Raw genomic sequence first — 12,695 nt, 5'->3', positions numbered from 1 at the left:
CGCGTCGTCGGCCGCAGCGCGCGCCACGACGCCGAGGTTGCTGACCAGTCGGCGAATGGACCGCCGGCGCTTGGCGAGCGTGCTCGCGATGTCGTCGACCTGCTTGGCCGTCGGTGCGAACGCCTTCAGCGCGAGCCGCAGGTCCGGCCCGCGACCGGCCAGGCCGGCGCCCGAGCCGTTGATGAGCGTGGAGAGGAAGGTCCGCGTGTCGGTGTCGAGCGCGGCGAGGAACTCGTCGAGATCGACCGGGGACGCGGTCCTGCTGATCGGGATCCGGCCGCCGTCGGGCAGCGCCGGCGCGCGGGTACTCCCGGGGTCCAGGACGACCTGGAGGTCCTTCAACGGTGAGATCGGGCGCAGGACCGCCATGGCGTCGCGGTGCACTGCCGGAAGATCCGCGCGGCGGATGTCGAGCGTGACGACCGCCCGTCCACCTTCGAGCCGCAGGCCGGAGATGACCCCGACCGGGACACCGGAGACCTTCACCGGCTGACCGCTGCCCGGGGCCACGCCGTCGGCCGACGGCAGGACCGCCTCGACCTCGTAGGTGTCCTCGAGCGGGTTCGGGAAGCGCTGATGGATCAGGATGTACGCCGTCACCGCGGAGCCCGTGACGACCAGCGCGAGGAGGGTCACGATCGTCGGGGCGTAGCGGTTCCACATCGTCGACATCAGCGCCCACCCCGCTTCGCTGCCTCGCTCAGCTCGGCGAGCGAGCGTCGGAGTCGATCGGCCTTGAAGGCGCGGGACGTGGCGGAGGACGAGACCTGGGCCGTGATGTCCCTCATCCCTGTCGGGAGACCTTCCCGACGACGCTTGGTCAGGTCGGGTAGGTCCTGCTCGCGGCAGTCCGCTCCCGGCTCCCACGGCAGGTCCACGCCGGGACCGAGCCACGTCGGGGCCACCCCCTGGATGTCCGGCGCGCGCCCGGCGACCAGGTCGCCGAAGGGCGGGACGAGCGCCGTCAGCGTCTTCTCCCCGCCGGCAGCGACAGCGCGCAGGATGCGCCCGTTGGCATCGAACGACGGATTCGCGGCGGACAGCCGCGTGAAGGCGTGGACGAGGTCCTGGTAGGCCGGCCGCCCGGTGGAGTGCACCAGGTCGGGGACCTCGAGGCTCAAGGCGGGGACGACCTTGCGGTCGATGCACTCGGCCACCTGCCCGACGAAGGGGAAGGTGTCCTGCAGCAGGGCCTCGAGCGCAGGGAGTTCGTTCACCAGCGGACGGACGGCGGTGACGAGACGTGGCAGCTCCTTCGGCGCGGCGGCGCTGCTGAGCTGACGCGCGAGCCCGTCCATCGCGGGCAGGGCGGTCCGCGCCTCGTCGAGCGACGGCCGCAGCGCGACCGCGAAGCGCTGCAGGCGCGGAAGGGCCCGGTCGAGTTCGCGCAGGGTCGCGGGAGCCCGGAGCAGTACCGGTCGTAGCCGGCGCACGCTCTCGGCCAGCGCGCCGTCCTCCGCGACCAGCGCGGCACCTACGGCGCTGATGTTGCCCGAGATATCGGCGAGGGCCCGCCGGTCGCCGGACAGCAGCTCCGTCACGGCGCCGGTCTGCCGCACCGCTCGCGGGAGATCGCCGCGCGTGCGCCCGCGAGCCGCGTGCGTCACCCGGGCCACGTCGGCGAGAGCTCCGTCCAGCTCCCTGACCGCCGCCCGCATGTCATCGGCGCCCGAAACCTCATCGCCCCTCGGCCCCAGCCCCGTGGCGAGCGCCTCGACGGCGCTCTGGACTCCGCGACGCGTGGGGTTGTCGAACACGTCGACCACCTGGTCGAGCTGCACGGAGCCGCTGGTACGGGCGAGCGGGATCAGCGAGCCGCTGGGCAGGGTCCTGGCCGTCGGGCGACCCGGGCTGAGCCGGATCGCGAAGTTGCCCTCGAGCGCCAGCCGCGGCTCGATGTGGATGCTCGCGTCCTCGTGCAGCGGCAGGCCCCCGTCGTCGATCGTCATGCCGACGATCGACGTTCCGTCCGGACCAGGCGAGACGCCGGTCACCCTCCCGACGGTCACGCCGGCGATGCGCACCGGGTTGTCGGCACGCAACTGGGTGGCGTTGGCGACCTGCGCCCGGAGCTCGTAGGGAGAGCTGATCGGGTTGACGTGACCGAAGATCGCGACCGACACGGCGATCAGGAGGGCGATCCCGAGGAGGGCGGCGGCTCGCGCCGACCGGGTGGCGCTCCGACGGTGGCGTGCGGTCATCGGCCCTCCTCCCCGGGGGAGTCGTAGAGGCCGGCCGCCTGGGCCTTGCCGCGGACTCCGGCGGGCTGCGTGGTCTCACGCCACTTGTCGTACTGCAGCCCCGGGGGGTTCCCGCGGAAGGGGTTCGTGGCGCTGTACGGCTCGTTGCCCGACTCGCACTCGTCGTCGTTCAGGTTGGGTGTCGCGTTGACGTTGAGATCCGGGGAGATCGTCGCGTTCTGGAACAGCTCGTTCTGCGCCCCGGTGCTCGACACGCTCGCGAGCTCGAAGGACCCGTCCTTCGTCCCCGTACCGCCGAGCACGGACACGACGTTCTCGGCGAAGACGCCGTAGATGTTGCAGGAGACCTGAGCTGGGGTCACCGCGGAGAACAGTCGCTCGAGCGGGGCGGTGAACGCGATCAGCTGGCGCAACGTGCCCCGCGTCTCGGGCGCCCGTGAGAGCTGATCGGTCGCTCGCAGCACGCCCTCCAGCAGCTTCGCCACGCGTGGCAGCGACCGCAGCGGAGGGCGAGCCGTCCTCAGCGTGCGGTTGAGCTCGTGCACCGCGGGGGCAAGACGTCGTGCTCCCGGACGCAGGCTCCGGGCGAGCCCGGTGAGCTCCCGCAGCGGCACACGCACCCCTTCGAGGGCGTTCGCGGCCGACACCTCGGCCGGCTGCAGGCGCTCGAGGGTCGTCCGCAGCGCGGAGCGGTCCGCGTCGAGCGCGGCGAACGTCCGCCCCGCACCCCGCAAGAGCGACGCGAGCTCGTCGGGCGCAGCGGCGAACTCGCGGACCGTGCTCTCGTATCCGTCGAGGAACCGCGACAGCTGTGTCCGCGGATCCGCGGTCACGCCGAGCACGCGCTGCGCCGGAGCCATGAGCCGCGACGTGTCGCCGATCGTCTGGTTGAGGTCGCCGCCACGGCCGGCGAACCCCGGCCCCGTGTCGCGCAGGATGCCGCGGATGCCACGCCGTGTGGCGCCGTCGAAGATGTCGAGCAGGTCGGTGACCTGGACGCTCGACTGCGCTCGGGCCAGGCCGAGGCGCCCGCCGTCCGGCACGGTGTCCCCCGACCGCCCGGGCTGCAGGTCCACGAACGTGCCCCCGATGGGCGACGCCGTCCGGACCTGGACCCCGGTGTCCCGCGGCAGCTCGCCCACGGAGCCTTGGAGACGGAGCGCGAGGCGGGCGAAGGGCCGCGTCGCGGCCGTCCCCGGCATGGCGGTCACGCGATCCACCTGCCCGACGCGGACCCCGTCGATCCGCACCGCGTTGTTCACGACGAGCCTGGCGGCGTCGGGCACGTCCACGGTGACGCGATAGGTCGACTGGAACGGCAGCCCCTTGTTCGCACGGTAGGAGATAACCCCGGCCAGCGCGATCACGAGGCTCGCGATCAGACCGATCACGGCGAAGCGTCGGGTCGCGTTGCGCGCTGCTGCCTGCCGCCCCGTCATCAGCGCCCGAGGAGGTAGTCGAGGAACGTTTCGGATGCAGGTGCGGCCTGCTCGGACGGTGTCGCGGATCCGCCGTCGGAGCGGTTGATGCCGAGCCCGCCCAGGATCCCGTCGAGCAGCGCCTCGGCCTCGGGAAGAGGCGTCGCGGGCCGTGGCTTCGCCGGCTTGGGGACCGACGGCACGGTCGTCAGCGGCCGCGGTCGCGACGCCGACGGCCGCGACTGCTTCCTGACGGGCTTCGAGCGGCGGGGGCTCCGCGCCCGCGAGCGCGCCGCGTCCTGCCGGGCCTGCCCCTGGAACGTGCCGTCGCACCCGGGAACCGTCGGCGTCGCCACGCACGACTGGGCGGTGAGCTGTGCCGTGACCAGGTGGCTCACCCGGTCGTAGTTCGCGGTCAGCGAACTCAGGACGTAGAGGAACTTCTGGAGGCCTTCGATGCCACCGCGGTCACGCAGGTCCACGGAGAAGGCCCGGATGAGGGCCATGGGCGTCCGTGCGGCCTTCGCGAACGTGTCGACCCGCTTGGCGACGGAAGCGGTCGACGCCGCGGTGCGGCGTCCCGTTCGCGATGCGGCGAAGAGCGCGTCCAGCGCGGGAGTCGCGTCCTTGGTGAACGGCCCGGCGAGGTCGGCGAACTGCTCGAGGCGAGGGGCGGCCGCGCGTACCGAGGGAAGGAGCGGGGTCGTCGCGTCAGCCGCCCGACGCAGCTCGCCCAGCGATCCGGTCGCGGACCGCAGGAGCCGCGGGAGATCCCGTACGCCGCGACGGAGGTCCTCTCGCCGCGAAGCGGTCGTGGCGGCGAGATCGGCCGCGCGCGCGACGAACGCGCGAACATCCTCGTCGTTGGCGGCGAGGCGGGCCACGACGGTGTCCGTCTGGGCGATCGCCCGGCCGAGCTCCTCGCCCTGTGCGTTGAGTATCGCCAGCGTGCGGTTGGCGTTCCCGAGCATCGGGTTGGCACGTCGCAGGATCTCGTTGACGTCGCCCGAGCGACCGGCGATCGAGAGGCCGAGCTCGTTGAGCAGCAGCCGCAGACGATCGGGGGCCGGCGCCGAGAAGATGTCGAGGACGTCCTGGATCGCGACCGGCACAGAGGTCCGCGAGACGGGCACGGTCGGGATCGCGCTGTGCGACCCCGGTCCGAGCGAGCGGCTGCTCCTCCCCGGCGTGCAGTCCACGAACTTCTCGCTGATGAGGCTCTGCGGCAGGATCCGGCAGGACGCGTCCGCACGGAACGGGGCGAACGCCGGATCGACCTCGAGCTCCGTGAGCGCCTTGCGCTCGGGCGTCAGCCGCACCGCGGTGACCTTCCCGACCTCGACCCCGGCGACCTTCACCACGAACCCGGGCGCGATCCCGTCGGCGGTGTCGAACACCGCGGCGACGCGGTAGCGCGACGACCCGTCAGGGACGGTCGTGATCAGGATCGCGGTGGCGATCACGATGGCCGCGGCGACGATGAGCGACTTCACTTCTGCCCCTGGCTCGGGTCGCAGAGATCGGGGTCCGGAACCCACACGTTGCTTCCGTCGGGAGCGGGCGTGGCGGCGGCACCGGGGCACGGTGCGGTCAGCCCGGTGCGCAGCTTGAAGCCGGGGGGCTCCGGCAGGCCGAAGGCGCTCGCGAATCCGGCCCCGGACGCCTGGGGCGAGCCGGCGATCAGCAGGCGGCCGTAGTGCCCGAGCTCGTCGTAGCTCGCCGACGAGATTCCCCCGAGCCCGCCGAACACGCCGAGGATGAGGTCGGGGGTGTAGACGCGGACAGCGGCCAGCACCGGGATCGCCGTGCGCATCGCGGGCCCCACCCAGCGCAACGCGGGCGTCGCCGTGCGTTCGAGCGGCGCGAGACCGTCCAGTGAGCGGTTGAGCCCGGGGAGCACCTGACGCACGTCGCCGATGAGCGGCGTGAGCCGGCGTGAGGCGGGGATCGCGGTGCGCAGCAACGACGCCAGCGGGCGTGCGACCGCAGGGATCCGGCGGAGGTCCTCACGGAGTGCCGGAGTGGCGGTGCGCAGGCGCCGAAGGGTGCCCGTGGACTGCTCGAGCACGCCGCCGAGCCGCTCGATGTCGGTGGCGAACGCCGCGCGTTCGGAGGTGATGGCACGGAACACGCGGCCCGTGTTGACCACCGCGCCCTCGATCGTGCCGGGGCGCTGCGCCAGGGCGTGGGCGGTGTCTCCGGCCGTCGCGACCAGCCGTTCGATCCGCGCCTCGTCGGACGCGAGGTCGCCGACCATCGCCGAGTACTGCTGGAACGCCGGCGCGGCCTTCCGCAGCAGGCTGTTGAAGTGCTTGGAGCCCGACCCGGCGAACACGTCCGACGAGTGCGCGACGAGGTCACGCATGCTCTGACGCGTCGTGCGATCGAACATGCTGAACAACGCGTCGAGGTCGACGATCCCCGTGGTCTCCGTCAGGCCCAGCGTGCCGCCGTCGGCGATCTCGGCGCCCCCGTTCGGAGAGGGCGTGAGGTCGATGTACCGGTTGGTCAGCCCGGCCTGACCGACCGTGCGGATCGCCGCGCGTGTACCGCGGCGCAGCGGACGGTACCGGCGGTCGGAGATGCCCATCTCGATGTCCGCCGTCCCGTCCGGCGCGAGGGTGACCGCCTTCACCTTGCCGACCTGCCGGCCCGCGACCTCGACGACCGCGCCGTCGACGATCTGGCCCGCATCGGCGAACCGAGCGTGCACGCTGTAGCTGCTCCCGCCGAGGCCGATCAGGATCGCGACGACCACGATGCCGGCGCCGAGGGCGGCAGCAGCGAGCAGGCGCCCCGAGGTGTTCGTCCCGGTGGTCATCCGCCGATCGGGAGCCGGGCGTCGCCGCCCCAGAAGAGTTCGCTCGTCAGCATCCCGATGAAGTGGACGCCGACGAGGTTGACGAGCATCGCGTTGGCGGCGGCGCGCCCGACCCCGACGGGTCCGCCGGTGACGTGGTAGCCGAAGTAGCAGCCGACGAGCACCACGTAGGAGGTCATGAGGATCCCCTTGATGCCTGCGAAGAGGAAGTCGCCGGGATTCTGGAACTTCCAGAAGAGCTCGAGGAAGCCGCCCTGGGAGACCTCGCCGAGCTGGATGACCACGGCGATGTAGGAGCCCAGGAACCCGACCGCGAGCGCGATCGGGAAGACGAACGGGAGCACCAGGAGCACCGCCGTCAGGCGGGTGGCGACGAGATAGGTGGTGGACTTGACCCCCATCACGTCCAGTGCGTCGATCTCGTCGGCAATGCGCATCGCGCCGATCTCTGCCGCGTACCCGGTGCTGACCTTGGCGGCCATCATGTAGGCGAAGGCGTACGGGACGAGCTCGCGGAGGTTGCCGAGCCCGGCGAATGCGCCGGCGACGGCGGGCGCGCCGATGGTCCGCGCCCCGTAGACCCCCTGGATCCCGAGGACGAGGCCGAGCGAGAACGCCAGCCCGATCAGCACGATGAGCGAGCCCGTCACGAGGATCCGCGCCTGGCGGAGGGACTCGCCCATGTAGGGAAGGAGGCTCCGACTGAAGGTTGCCCGGACGACGCCGATGCACCACAGGAGCACCCGCCCGACCTCGTCCAGCGTCGTTCCGAGCCGAGCCGTCATCGGATCTCCGACAGGGCGGGGACGCTCGCGAGCAGCAGCTGCCCGTAGAGGTAGTCGACGGCGCCGATCAGCAGGAAGCTGATGACCACGGTCTGGTTCACGGCACGTCCGACGCCCTCGGGACCACCGGAGACCGAGAGCCCCTTGTAGCAGCTGACGGAGGCGATCACGACCCCGAAGATCGCGGTCTTCACGTACGCACCGAGGAGCTCGACCGTGTTCGCGTGATCCCAGAAGCCGGCCATGAACGGGCCCAGTGCAGTGTGGTTCTGGATCACGACCACCGCGGCCCCGGCGGTTCCCGCGATGATCCCGAAGATCAGGAACAGGGGACCGATCAGGACGATCACGAGGAACCGCGGAACGACGATGCTGCGCACGGTCTCCACGCCGAGGACGTTGAGCGCGTCGAGCTCCTCGCGGACCTTGCGGGCTCCGAGGTCCGCACAGACCGCGGTGCCGACGACCCCCGCGACGATGATGGCGACCACGAGCGGCGCGAACTCGCGGACGATGAAGATCGAGTACAGGCCACCGAGGCGGTCGAGTGCTCCGAAGAGCTCGAGGAACCCGGCGCCCTGGACACCGGCAGGACCGAACGCGAACGCGAACGCGGTGATCATCATCGCGAGCCAGGCGCGCTTCACCGCGAACCGGAACTCCTCGACGAGCTCTGCCCCGTAGCTGTAGGGAGGCGTCACGGCCGCACGAAGGACCTGCACGGTGAGGTCGACGCAGCGACCGACGCCCACGAGCCACCCCGGCAAGCGGTCGATGACCGTACGCGAGGCGCGCGCTCGCGGCGCGGCTCCCGGAACAGCGTTCATCCAGCGAGTCCCCGGCACCCGGCCGAGCACCCTCGTGCGGCTTTCCTCATCCCGACCCTCTCCCTGTGTCTCTTGCAGCGCGCCTTATACTGACACCGCGTCGATAGTATGTCCAACCGCAACCGCACCGGCCCTGAGCCGCGCCCGGCATGACCCTGGAGATCGCTCTCATGCCGGTCATCGCCGCCGCGATCGGCTGGCTCACGAACTGGGTCGGGATCAAGCTGATCTTCTATCCCGTCGAGTTCGTCGGGATCCGGGTCCCGCAGGCGCGCCTGCTGCTGCGCCTGCTCCCCCGCCTCGTCCAGGATCTTCCCGGGATCTCCCGGTCGGCGATCGGCTGGCAGGGCATCATCCCGTCCCGTTCGGCACGCATCGCGAGCCTCGCGTTCGACAGCGGCATCTCCCGCCTCGCCGACCCGAAGACCATCCTTCGCGAGCTCGACTCAGCGCTGATCGCGAGGGAGCTCGTCGCGCGGTTCGAGCCCGAGATCGATGGCGTGGTCGAGCGGCTGGCGTCCGAGTCCTACCCCCGCGCCTGGAGCGCCCTCCCCCCGCAGGGCAGGGCCTTCGTCCGGCAACGCGTGCGCGACCGGGCACCGCAGATCGCCGATCGCCTCAAGACGACGCTCGAGACCCGCCTGGACGACGTCTTCGACCCGAAGCTCATGGTCATCCGCCAGATGACCGAACGCCCGGAGCTCGCGAACAAGCTCTCGCGGGCCGTCGGCGAGAAGGACCTCGCGGTCGTCGTCAACCTCGGCCTCCTGTTCGGCGGGATCTTCGGGGTGATGCAGGGAGCCCTGTGGCTGGTGACCCAGGCATGGTGGCTGATTCCCGTCATCGGGCTGATCGTCGGCACCGTGACCAACTACCTCGCGCTGAAGCTGCTGTTCATCCCGCGCGAGCCCCGCAGGATCGGGCCGTTCGCCATCCAGGGCACGTTCATGCGCCGCCAGCACGAGGTCGCTGCTGGCTACGCACGAGTCCTGTCCGAGGACATGATCACGCTCGACGCCGTGGCGGACGAACTGCTCAACGGACCTCGCTCGGACCGCTTTCGCACGCTGCTGGATCAGGAGCTGGCGCTCGCGGTCGACGACGTGCTCGGCCCCGGCTCCACCGTCGCGAAGGTCGTCGACTCCGGCCGCTACGACGCGTTCAAGGAAGGCCTCGGAGTCCAGGTCACCGACGAGCTGTCGGCGTTCCTCGAGTCCGACCGCGGGCGGGGCGCGGAGGACCTGCAGCGTGAATACCTGCGGCGGCTCGTCGAGGATCGGCTCGGGTCCCTGGACCGGGACACCTACGCCGGCCTGATCCTGCCGATCATCGAGGAGGACGCCTGGCTCGTGTACCTCGTCGGGGCGGTGCTCGGCCTCGGCGTCGGCCTCCTGCAACTCCTGCTGGTGATCTGATCCCGTCGCGTGCCGAACCGTCACGACCGGTCCGCGGCTACGATCGACGGGCGATGGCGTCGACATCTCCTGCACGCGAGCGGATCGTGGCAGCCGCCAACGACCTGTTCGTCGCCCACGGCGTGCGTACGACGAGCCTGGAGCGCGTCGCCGAGGCGGCGGGGTGCTCACGGATGACGGTGTACCGCCACTTCCCGGGCAAGCCGACGTTGATCCGCGAGGTCGTGATGCGCCAGGTCCTCGCGCAGACCCACGACTTCGACGCCATGTGGAACATGGACGGGTCCCTCGACGGGCGCCTCACCGGTGCCTTCGTGTGGGCCGTGGAGACCTGTCGGCACAACCCGCTCCTCGGCCGGATGATCGAGAGCGAGCCGGAGACGCTGCTCCCGGCGATCACCCTCGAGGGCGAGAGCGTCCTGGACCTCGCGAGCGGCCTGGTCGCCCTGCGTCTGCGCGACACCGACCTCGACGACGAGACCGCGCACACCCTGGCGGAACTGCTCTGCCGCCTGGTGGTCTCGATCGTGCTCCAGCCCTACGGGCGGCTGCGCCTCGACTCCCGCGAGGAGCTCGAGGCCTTCGCCCGGCAGTGGATCGCTCCGGCCGTCCGGATGGCGGGCCGCGCACCGCGACCGGCTGTCGACGGCGCGTAGGGCGACACGTCGCGCTGCTAGGCCGGCACCGTCCCTGGGCGCCGCCGGTACGGCCCTCCCTGCGCTGACTCCTCGAGACCGATGTCCGCGCAGGCGCGTTCCAGCGCGCGGAGCCCGAACGCCTCGACCGGCCCGATCGCCCCGACCGCGGCAGGCACTTCCGTGATGGCCCGGCCGGCGGCCCAGGCGAGGATCTCGCCCGTGAACTCGTACGGGTTGGCCCCCTGCAGGGTCGCCCGCGCCAGCAGCGCGCCGCGGGGGTCGAACGCCTCCGCGACCACGTAGCTACCGGTCTTGCTCCGCGCCAGCGCGTCCGGGCCGCCGCGCGATCCCCTCAGCAGCCGCCGCACGAGCGCGCGCTGGCCGCTGTTGACGCCCGGCACGCGGGCGAGTGCGGCGTTGGCCGCCGCCGCGAACTGCATCGGACGTGTCATCGACCCGAACCAGCCGAGGTACGTGTTCACGTCCTCCAGGCCCGGGTGCAGTCTGGGCAGGCTGAAGTGCTCGCTCATGCCGATCGACGCGGCGGACCGCCGACGCCCATCGACCTCGAACCGGCGAACGGTGCGGGCGCCGCGCTCCTGCACGATCCGGCCCCCACGTCGCGCGAAGCCGGGCTCCAGCACCGCCTCGCCGAGCGACGCCAGCGTCCCCCCGCTCAGGGTCCGGTGCAGCGGTTGCCCACCGGTCATGTAGTACCCGACGTCGACCCTCGTCGCGTCCCCTCCGGCGCGCTCGAGCGCGAGCGCCCCCGCAAGGTTGCCGGGAACGTAGTCGTAGCCGATGGCCGTCAGGAGGGCGCACCCGCGCTCAGCTGCCTGCGATCCGTAGCGCGTGAAGACTTCACGGACCCACGCGGGTTCGCCGGTGGAGTCCAGGTAGTGGCAGCCGGCGTCGATGGCCGACTCGACGGCTGCGTGCCCGTAGCGCACGAACGGCCCCACGGTGCTGACCAGCACGTCGCCGGGCTCGAGCAGCGCGCGCACCGAACCCGGACGCGTGATGTCGGCGACCGCGGTCGGAAGCCCGCCGGACGCCTCGGCGAGCGCGCCGAGAGCGGCCGCATCGCGGCCGGCGAGCACCGGAGTCGCGCCGGCGGCGACGAGCGCTGCCGTGGTCAACCGGCCTGTGTACCCGGTGGCACCGAGCAGGACGATCCGCCCGGACGGGGTCATCGACGAGCCCCTCCCAGGCGCCGGCCACCGAGGGTCCGCACCCAGGTCAGCGCGTTGAAGGCGCCGGTGAAAGCGCGATCCAGCGGCGAGCCCTCGCGCGGCAGCATCCCGATCTGCCTCGCCAGCGCGGCACCGTCCCAGTACACGTGGTTGAACTCGACCAGCTTGCCGCGCACGAGGACGACGTCACAGCCGTTGAACTCGACGCGGCGACCCGTCGGGCGGACGCCCTGGAACCGGCCGCCGGTGAACGTCCCGACAGCACGCCACTGGACGATCACCCTGGGCGGCGCCGGCGTCACTGCCTCGACCGTGATCTCGATGTCCGGGAACGCCGCGAACATCTCCTCGAAGAACGCGACGATCGCGTCGCGGCCGACGGCATCCCCGGTCGGGAAACGATCGGTGGCGTCCTGTGCCCAGATCGACTCCGCCTGGCTCAGGTCGCGCCGCCGGAGCTCACCGAAGCCCCACCGGGCGAGCGCCTCGATCTCGGTCGCGTCGAGCTGTTCCGTCGCCGCGTCGGTCACCGTGCGACTCCGTTGGTGCGCCGCTCCTCGCTCCGCGGCCGTTCCGCGGGCGCATCCACCTTCTGGACCTCGCGCGTCGTACCGGTGAGGCGCATCTGCGTCTCGATCACCGGGCTCAGGAACTGCCGGAACGGCAGCATCGCTCCGAGGATCCGCGGTGCGTAGACGCGCCGCGAGCGGCGCTCGATGCCGCGGACCATGACCGCTCCGGCCTGATCCACGGGAAGGCGCTTGTTCAGGGGCGGCAGCAGGCGCTTCTCGTACTCGCTGCCGATCTCCGATCCGAGCGCCTGCTCGACCATCGGGGTCTGGATGTAGAGGAAGTAGCCGACGCCGATCGAGACGCCGCGGTCGCCCATCTCGCAGCGCATCGCGTTGGCCAGCGCTTCGACACCGGCCTTCGTCGCGGCGTAGACGGCGTGCAGCGGCACATGGACCAGCGCAGCCGCCGAAGCGATCGGCAGGAGATAGCCTCGTCGTTCGATCACGTACGGAGCCGTGACGCGCAGCGTGTCGATGACCCCGCCGAGGTTGACGTCGATCATCAGCTGCTGCTGTGCTCGATCGCCCCCGAGGAACGGGCCGAGCAGGCCCAGACCGGCGTTCGGGATGCTCACGTCGATCCCGCCGAAGTGATGGGCCGTGTCCGCGGCAGCACGGCGCAGGTCCTCGACCTCACGTACGTCCGCGGTCAGTCCGATCGCCCGGTCGCCGAGGCCGGCGGCAGCCGCCTCGACCTCGTCGGAGAGCACGTCGACGAGCGCGACGTTGTGTCCGCCGGCGACCAGCTGACGTGCTGTCTCGAGTCCGATCCCCCTGGCCCCGCCGGTGATGAACACCGTCTTCTTGCGGTTCTTCCATTCGCGT

At 71.6% G+C, this 12,695-nt stretch carries 12 protein-coding genes; 2 read left to right on the top strand and 10 right to left on the bottom strand.

Annotated features, from left to right (window positions below; translation table 11 throughout):
* The 7 genes from ABYE80_RS09460 to ABYE80_RS09430 all read right to left on the bottom strand — a co-directional run.
* Positions 1-672: MlaD family protein (locus ABYE80_RS09460; RefSeq protein WP_372790029.1), on the bottom strand; the 672-nt coding region annotated here is incomplete at its 3' end.
* Positions 672-2,201 (bottom strand): MlaD family protein, encoded by a 1,530-nt coding sequence (locus ABYE80_RS09455; protein ID WP_372790028.1) that lies wholly within the window; start codon positions 2,199-2,201, stop codon positions 672-674. The genes ABYE80_RS09460 and ABYE80_RS09455, both read right to left, overlap by 1 nt.
* Positions 2,198-3,592 (bottom strand): MlaD family protein, encoded by a 1,395-nt coding sequence (locus tag ABYE80_RS09450; protein WP_372790027.1) that lies wholly within the window; start codon positions 3,590-3,592, stop codon positions 2,198-2,200. The genes ABYE80_RS09455 and ABYE80_RS09450 overlap by 4 nt, the downstream gene beginning before the upstream one ends.
* A gap of 47 nt (positions 3,593-3,639) precedes the next feature.
* Positions 3,640-5,112 (bottom strand): MlaD family protein, encoded by a 1,473-nt coding sequence (locus ABYE80_RS09445; RefSeq protein WP_372790026.1) that lies wholly within the window; start codon positions 5,110-5,112, stop codon positions 3,640-3,642.
* Entirely contained in the window at positions 5,109-6,440 is a 1,332-nt protein-coding gene (locus tag ABYE80_RS09440) for an MlaD family protein (RefSeq protein WP_372790025.1), read from the bottom strand. The genes ABYE80_RS09445 and ABYE80_RS09440 overlap by 4 nt, the downstream gene beginning before the upstream one ends.
* On the bottom strand, positions 6,437-7,225 hold the full coding sequence (locus ABYE80_RS09435) for an ABC transporter permease (RefSeq protein ID WP_372790024.1): 789 nt from the start codon (positions 7,223-7,225) through the stop codon (positions 6,437-6,439). The genes ABYE80_RS09440 and ABYE80_RS09435 overlap by 4 nt, the downstream gene beginning before the upstream one ends.
* Complete coding sequence (locus tag ABYE80_RS09430; protein ID WP_372790023.1) at positions 7,222-7,992, bottom strand: MlaE family ABC transporter permease; 771 nt, start codon at positions 7,990-7,992, stop codon at positions 7,222-7,224. The genes ABYE80_RS09435 and ABYE80_RS09430 overlap by 4 nt, the downstream gene beginning before the upstream one ends.
* 209 nt (positions 7,993-8,201) lie before the next feature.
* Between ABYE80_RS09430 and ABYE80_RS09425 the strand changes: the two genes are divergently transcribed.
* Together ABYE80_RS09425 and ABYE80_RS09420 are read left to right on the top strand one after the other, a co-directional pair.
* Positions 8,202-9,467 carry a hypothetical protein gene (locus ABYE80_RS09425; RefSeq protein WP_372790022.1) on the top strand — a complete coding sequence of 422 codons (1,266 nt, stop codon included), beginning with the start codon at positions 8,202-8,204 and terminating at the stop codon, positions 9,465-9,467.
* A 53-nt stretch (positions 9,468-9,520) separates the two neighbouring features.
* Positions 9,521-10,123 carry a TetR/AcrR family transcriptional regulator gene (locus ABYE80_RS09420; RefSeq protein WP_372790021.1) on the top strand — a complete coding sequence of 201 codons (603 nt, stop codon included), beginning with the start codon at positions 9,521-9,523 and terminating at the stop codon, positions 10,121-10,123.
* A 17-nt stretch (positions 10,124-10,140) separates the two neighbouring features.
* Here the strand turns inward: ABYE80_RS09420 and ABYE80_RS09415 are convergent, their stop codons facing one another.
* The 3 genes from ABYE80_RS09415 to ABYE80_RS09405 form a co-directional block, all read right to left on the bottom strand.
* Positions 10,141-11,298 carry a trans-acting enoyl reductase family protein gene (locus tag ABYE80_RS09415; RefSeq protein WP_372790020.1) on the bottom strand — a complete coding sequence of 386 codons (1,158 nt, stop codon included), beginning with the start codon at positions 11,296-11,298 and terminating at the stop codon, positions 10,141-10,143.
* Positions 11,295-11,828, bottom strand: a complete 534-nt coding sequence (locus ABYE80_RS09410; protein WP_372790019.1) for an ester cyclase — start codon at positions 11,826-11,828, stop codon at positions 11,295-11,297. The genes ABYE80_RS09415 and ABYE80_RS09410 overlap by 4 nt, the downstream gene beginning before the upstream one ends.
* Positions 11,825-12,695, bottom strand: an 871-nt coding sequence (locus tag ABYE80_RS09405; protein WP_372790018.1) for an SDR family NAD(P)-dependent oxidoreductase, incomplete at its 5' end; no start/stop codon positions are given. The genes ABYE80_RS09410 and ABYE80_RS09405, both read right to left, overlap by 4 nt.

It is taken from the genome of Paraconexibacter sp. (assembly GCF_041602235.1).
In the GTDB taxonomy this organism is placed as follows: domain Bacteria; phylum Actinomycetota; class Thermoleophilia; order Solirubrobacterales; family Solirubrobacteraceae; genus Paraconexibacter.
Note: the sequence above shows the minus strand (reverse complement) of the source record. Positions and strands in the feature narration are given on the sequence as shown.

What these genes read in the sequence shown, in the direction of transcription:
- ABYE80_RS09415 (WP_372790020.1), bottom strand. Translation starts at nt 11,298, where the DNA reads ATGACCCCGTCCGGGCGGATCGTCCTGCTCGGTGCCACCGGGTACACA.
- ABYE80_RS09425 (WP_372790022.1), top strand. Translation starts at nt 8,202, where the DNA reads ATGACCCTGGAGATCGCTCTCATGCCGGTCATCGCCGCCGCGATCGGC.
- ABYE80_RS09420 (WP_372790021.1), top strand. Translation starts at nt 9,521, where the DNA reads ATGGCGTCGACATCTCCTGCACGCGAGCGGATCGTGGCAGCCGCCAAC.
- ABYE80_RS09435 (WP_372790024.1), bottom strand. Translation starts at nt 7,225, where the DNA reads ATGACGGCTCGGCTCGGAACGACGCTGGACGAGGTCGGGCGGGTGCTC.
- ABYE80_RS09440 (WP_372790025.1), bottom strand. Translation starts at nt 6,440, where the DNA reads ATGACCACCGGGACGAACACCTCGGGGCGCCTGCTCGCTGCTGCCGCC.
- ABYE80_RS09455 (WP_372790028.1), bottom strand. Translation starts at nt 2,201, where the DNA reads ATGACCGCACGCCACCGTCGGAGCGCCACCCGGTCGGCGCGAGCCGCC.